This is a genomic window from Achromobacter sp. RT286_PF (assembly GCF_059760425.1).
In genome coordinates, this window is sequence record NZ_JCBAMR010000024.1 from 86,032 (window position 1) to 92,322 (window position 6,291).

Annotated in this window: 4 protein-coding genes; 1 reads left to right on the top strand and 3 read right to left on the bottom strand. The window is 64.1% G+C overall.

The features are described 5' to 3' along the window. Positions 1 to 2: 2 nt before the first annotated feature. Entirely contained in the window at positions 3 to 3,152 is a 3,150-nt protein-coding gene (locus AC6LJY_RS18550) for a multidrug efflux RND transporter permease subunit (protein ID WP_219992389.1), read from the bottom strand. A gap of 40 nt (positions 3,153 to 3,192) precedes the next feature. Next, positions 3,193 to 4,398, bottom strand: coding sequence for an efflux RND transporter periplasmic adaptor subunit (locus AC6LJY_RS18555; RefSeq protein ID WP_046807218.1), 1,206 nt, complete (start codon positions 4,396 to 4,398; stop codon positions 3,193 to 3,195). Positions 4,399 to 4,615: 217 nt separating this feature from the next. Between AC6LJY_RS18555 and AC6LJY_RS18560 the strand changes: the two genes are divergently transcribed. After that, on the top strand, positions 4,616 to 5,209 hold the full coding sequence (locus AC6LJY_RS18560) for a TetR/AcrR family transcriptional regulator (protein ID WP_498136521.1): 594 nt from the start codon (positions 4,616 to 4,618) through the stop codon (positions 5,207 to 5,209). Here the strand turns inward: AC6LJY_RS18560 and AC6LJY_RS18565 are convergent, their stop codons facing one another. After that, positions 5,210 to 6,220, bottom strand: a complete 1,011-nt coding sequence (locus AC6LJY_RS18565) for an aldo/keto reductase (protein ID WP_314365145.1) — start codon at positions 6,218 to 6,220, stop codon at positions 5,210 to 5,212. It abuts the gene before it with no gap. Positions 6,221 to 6,291: the final 71 nt, after the last annotated feature.

The window sequence follows — 6,291 nt, forward strand, 5'->3', positions numbered from 1 at the left end:
GTTCACTCCTGGGTCGCGCGCTGGGCGGGCAAGGCGTCCGGGGCGGGCTGCCCACCTTTCTTGCGCAGCAGCGACAGCACCCAGACAAAGAAAATGGGCACGAAAATCACACCCAGCAAGGTGGCGGTCAGCATGCCGCCGATCACGCCCACGCCCAGGGCGCGCTGGCTGGCCGCGCCCGCACCGCTGGCCAGCGCCAGCGGCACCACGCCCAGGATGAACGCCAGCGACGTCATCACGATGGGGCGAAAACGCAGCTTGGCGGCCTGGATGGCGGCGTCCGCCAGCGAGTGACCCTGTTCAAGCAGGCTCTTGGCAAACTCCACGATCAGGATCGCGTTCTTGGCCGCCAGGCCGATGATGGTGATCAGGCCCACCTTGAAGTACACGTCGTTGGACATGCCCAGCACCGTCACCGCCAACACCGAACCCAGCGCGCCGATCGGCACGATCAACATCACGGACGCCGGAATGGCCCAGCTTTCGTACAGCGCGACCATCAGCAGGAACACCACCAGGAAGGCCAGCGCAAACAACATGGGCGCCTGCGCCCCGGCAAACTTTTCCTGATAGGACAAGCCCGTCCATTCGTAGCCGATGCCATTGGGCAATTCGGAAACGATCTTTTCAATGACGGCCATGGCCTCGCCCGTGCTGTGCCCCGGCATCGCGTCGCCCGCGATCTTGAACGCCGGGTAGCCGTTGTAGCGAGAAATCTGCACCGGGCCATTTTCCCAATCGGTCTTGACGAAGGCCGACAAGGGCACCATGCCGCCCGACTTGTTCGGCACGTTCAGCATCAGGATGCTTTCGGGCGTCATGCGGTCGCGCACGTCGGCCTGCACCACCACGCGCTGCAAGCGCCCGGCGTTGGCAAAGTCGTTGACGGTGGCCGAGCCATACGCCGACGAGATCGCGGTGCTGATCGTGTCAAAACCCACGCCCAGCGCCTCGGCCTTCTGGCGGTCAATGTCCAGGCGCAACTGCGGCGCGTCGGCCAGGCCTTCCATCATGGCGTACGCGATAACAGGCGAACTGTTGGCCTTGGCCAGCAGCTGGTTGCGCGCATCGGTCAGCGCCTGGCGTCCCAGCCCGCCCCGGTCTTGCAGGCGCAGCGCAAAGCCGCCCGAATTACCCAGGCCGTCGATGGGCGGCGGGTTCACCGCCATGATCGAGCCGTCATCAATCGCCGCGAAGCGTTGGTTCACGCTTGCGGCCACATCGGACGCGGCTTGGCCCTTGCCACGCTCGGACCAGTCCTTCAGCGTGGGAAAGGCAATGCCCGCGTTCTGGCCGGTGCCCGAAAAGCTGAAGCCCATCACGGTGAAGGCGTCGCCCATTGCGTCCAGCGACATCAGGTGCTGCTCGACGTCCGCCACGACCTTGTCGGTGCGCTTGTAGGTGGCGCCCGGGGGCAACTGCACGTCCACGATGACGTAGCCCTGGTCTTCGGCCGGCACGAAGGATTCCGGCACGCGCACATACAGCACGGCCAGCACCGCCACGATGGCGACGTAGATCACCATATAGCGGCCGGTGCGCTTGACCAGGCGCGAGTTCAAGGCTTCGAAGCGGCCGGTCAGGCGGTTGAACATGCGGTTGAAGCCGCCAAAGAAGCCCTTCTTTTCTTCGTGGTGGCCCTTGGGGATGGGCTTGAGGAACGTGGCGCACAAGGCGGGCGTGAAGGTCAGCGCCAAGAAGCCAGAGAACAGGATCGACACCGCCAACGACAGCGAAAACTGTTGGTAGATCACGCCGACCGAACCGCTCATGAAGGCCAGCGGCAGGAACACGGCGGACAACACCAACGTGATACCGACGATGGCGCCCGACACCTGCTCCATCGCCTTGATGGTGGCCTCACGCGGCGGCAGGCCCTCTTCGGCCATGATGCGTTCCACGTTTTCGACCACCACGATGGCGTCGTCCACCAGGATGCCGATGGCCAGCACCATGCCGAACATGGTCATCATGTTGACCGAGAAGCCCAGCACCGACATCACCGCGAACGTGCCCAGCAGGCACACCGGCACGACGATGGTGGGAATCAGCGTGTAGCGGAAATTCTGCAAGAACAGGAACATCACCAGGAACACCAGCACCATGGCTTCCAGCAAGGTGTGCACCACCTTGGTGATGGCCACGCTGACGAACTGCGACGTATCGAACGGCACCGAGAATTCAACGTCCTCGGGGAACGAGGCGGACAATTCCTGCAAGCGCGCCTTCACGGCCTTGACCGTGTCGATGGCGTTGGCGCCCGGGGCCAGCTGCACCGCCGCGCCCACCGACTTCTTGCCGTTCAAACGGGTTTCAAAGTCATAGCTCTGGCGGCCGACTTCCAGCCGCGCCACGTCCGACAGATGCACCACCGAGCCGTCCGCGTTCGCGCGCAGCACGATGTTGCCAAACTCTTCGGGCGAATCCAGCATGCCCTTCACCGCTAGCGTGGCCGTCAGCTCTTGCTCGGGCGACCCCGGGCGGCTGCCAAAACTGCCGGCCGGCACCTGCACGTTTTGCGCCGCGATGGCCGCATTGACGTCCGCCACCGACAGGCCCACGCCCAGCAGCTTCTGCGGGTCGATCCACACGCGCATGGCCGCTTCGGCGCCAAAGAACTGCACCTTGCCCACGCCTTTGACACGGCGAATTTCGTTGTTGATGTGGCGCGCGGCGTAGTCGGACAAGCCCACCACGTCCTTGTGCGCGTCTTCGCCCTTGTACGTCAGGGCGTAGATCATCAGGAAGTTCGAGCTGGCCTGCTCCACCTGCAAGCCCTGCTGCGTCACGGCTGACGGCAGGCGCGCTTCGGCCTTCTTGATGCGGTTCTGCACGTCCACCTGCGCCAGGTCCGGGTCCATGCCCGGTTCGAAGGTCACGGTGATTTCAGCGCTGCCGCTGGAACTGCTGGACGACTCGTAATACAGCATGTTCTTGGCGCCGTTCAGCTCTTCTTCGATGACGCTGGTCACCGAATCGACCAGCACCGAAGCCGACGCGCCGGGATAGGTGGCGGCAATCGTCACCTGGGGTGGCGCCACCACCGGAAACTGCGAGACCGGCAGCGACGGAATCGCCAACAGGCCCGCCAGCGAAATGAAGATGGCCACCACCCATGCAAAATTGGGGCGGCCAATAAAAAACTTGGACATGATTTACCTTTGGGTATGCACGCGGGGCACGGGCAGCTGCTTAGTTCGCGGCCGGGGCGGAAGCCGGGTCTGTAGCCGGCTTTGCCGCCGCGACACGTTCTTGTTCGGCCGCCGGCGCCACGCTGACTTTCTGGCCCGGCACGGCGGCTGACACGCCGCCCACGATGACGCGGTCACCCGCCGCCAGACCGTCGACGATATGCCAGTCCGAGCCGCGCATCGTGCCAGTCTGCACGGGGCGCGACTCCACCACATCGTCCTTGCCCACCAACATCACCTGCGGCTTGCCGTCGGTGCTGCGCGTGACCGCGCGCTGCGGCACCAGGATGGCGTTGGGGTCCACGCCCTGCTGTGTTTCCACCCGCACATACATGCCGGGCAACAGCAACACATCGGGGTTGGCGAACTCGCCGCGCACCGACACCTGGCCGGTTGTTCGGTCCACTGCGATATCCGAGAACAGCAGCTTGCCGCTGCGTTTCTGGTCCGTACCGTCGACAGTGATCGAGATGCTTGCGCCCTCGCCCTGCCCCAGGCTGCCGTTCTGCAACGCCGCGCGCATGCGCAGCATGTCGGCCACGGGCTGGTTGAAGTCGACGTAGATGGGGTCCAGTTGCTGGATCTTTGCCATGACGGTGGCTTCGTTCTGGCCGACCAGCGCGCCTTCGGTCACCTGCGCCCGGCCGATGCGGCCGGAAATCGGCGCCTTGACGGTGGCGTAATCCAGGTTCAGCTGGGCGGTTTCGACATCGGCCTGCGCGGACCGGCGCGCGGCCTGCGCGCTTTTCAGCGTGGTGGTGGCGGTGTCGAAGTCCTGCTGGCTGACGGCTTCGATCTTCACCAGCGGCGTATAGCGTTTCAGGATGGCTTGCGCGTCGGCCACGGCGGCATCGGCCTTGGCCAGTTCGCCCTGGGCGCGCGACAGCGCGGCCTTGAACGGCGCCGGGTCAATGCGGAACAGCACGTCGCCGGCCTTCACATCCGCGCCTTCCTCGAAGTTGCGTGACAGCACAATGCCGGCCACGCGGGCACGCACTTCGGCCACGCGCACCGGCTCCACGCGACCCGGCAAGGTGCTGGACAGCGCGTAGCGCTGCGGTTGCACCTGCACCACCTGCACCGCGCGTGGCGTGTCGGCCTGGGCCTGGCTGGGGTTTTCACCGCCGCAACCGGCCAGGCCCAAGGCCATCGCCAACACCGAACCCAATACCGTCAAGGGCAAGCGCCGCTTCAATTGATTCTTCATTTTTTACCTTGCGCCCCGCGGCACTGTTTTTTCACCAAGCTGCGGATGCTACCTGAACGATTGATTTGAATCAATAAAGATTCATTTGATTATCAAAAGATCATTAAGAAGGTTTTAAAAGGCAAGACTTGTCAAAATCGCAAAAGTTTGCACAAGCTGAATCTCGCATGCTCCAATACGCGGCAATGGGGATCGGACACACAGAATGGGGCAAGCAATGGCGGACGAAGCTGGGCAAGGGCACGAGCGGTTTTTAGTGGCGTTGGCATTGGCGATGGTGGACCAGCCGCGCGCCACGTTGCAGGAACTGGCCAAGGCCGTGGGCGTCAGCAAGGCGACGCTATACCGCTTCTGTCAGACGCGGGACCAACTGGTCCTGCGGCTTACCACGCATTGCGCGCACGTTATGAAGAAGGCGTTGGCGGATTCGCATCTGGATACCGCGCCGCCGCGCGAGGCGTTGCACACGCTGATCCACCAGAACATGGCGCACAAGGAACTGACTGCGTTCCTGATGTACAACTGGAAGCCCGACAACGAGCAGCAGCCCGACATCATGAACAGCTGGTCGGGCTACCAGGAATCGCTGGATGCGTTCTTTTTGCGCGGGCAGCGCGAAGGCGCCTTCCGCGTGGACATCACGGCGGCGGCGCTGACGGAAATGTTCATCGGCGTGCTGACCAGCATGGTGGACGCCGAACGACGCGGGCGCGTCGCGCGGCTGGGCATTGCGTCCGTGGTCGAGCAGATGATGCTGCACGGCATCGCCGGCGAACCGGTGCGCGCACCGGCTGCGGCAGCGCCGGCCTGATCAGGCGCCGGCGACGGGGCGACCGAAGAACGGGTAGTTCGGGTCGTTGTAGCCGTGGCTGGACGCGTGGCCCGGAACGACCCAGCCGTCTACGATGGCTTCGTCTTCGGGCGTGATGGTGACGTCCAGCGCGGCGTAATAGTCTTCCATTTGCGCCAGCGTGCGCGGGCCGGCGATCACGCCGGTAATGATCGGATTCGCCAACACCCAGGCGGTGGCAAAATGGCCCGGCTGCACGCCGCGCGTGGCACTGTGCTGCACCAGCTGCTGGGCGATCTGTAGCGACTCTTCACGAAATTCCGTTGCCAGCATGCGGCGGTCGCCACGCCCGGCACGGGTATCGGCGGCAGGCGCCTGGCCCGGCAGATACTTGCCCGTGAGCACGCCGCGCGCGATGGGGCTGTAAGGCACGACGCCCAGCCCGTAGTGCTTGCAAGCGGGCAAGATTTCAACTTCAGGGCCGCGGTTCAGCATGTTGTAGTACGGCTGGCACACCACCGGCTGCGGCACGCCCATCTTTTCGCATAGCCGCATCACCTCGGCAATACGCCATCCCCGGAAGTTCGACAGGCCAAAACTGCGCAGTTTGCCCGCGCGAATCAGGTCGCCCAGCGCCCACAGCGCTTCTTCCAGGTTTTCTTCGTGAAAGTCGCGGTGCAGGTACAGGATGTCCATGAAATCCGTGCCCATGCGCGTCAGGCTTTGCTCAACGCCGCGCATCAGCCACTGACGCGAATAATGCGAGTGGTTCGGGCCCTTGCCCACCACGTTGCCGATCTTGCTGGCCAGCACCCAGTCGTGGCGCTGCCCTTGCAGCAGCTTGCCCACCACCTGTTCCGAGCGGCCTTCGTTGTAGACGTCGGCCGTATCGATGAAGTTCACCCCATGGTCACGCGCCGACGCAACGATGCGCGCGGCCTCGTCGTCCGGCGTTTGTTCGCCGAACATCATGGTGCCCAGGCACAGGGGCGAAACGCGCAGGTTGCTGGAACCCAGACGGCGGTATTTCATGGGGCGATTCCTTTCTGATCAATGAAGTCGACGCGGATGAAGTCGACGCGGCGCGAACCCCGTGGCGGCGG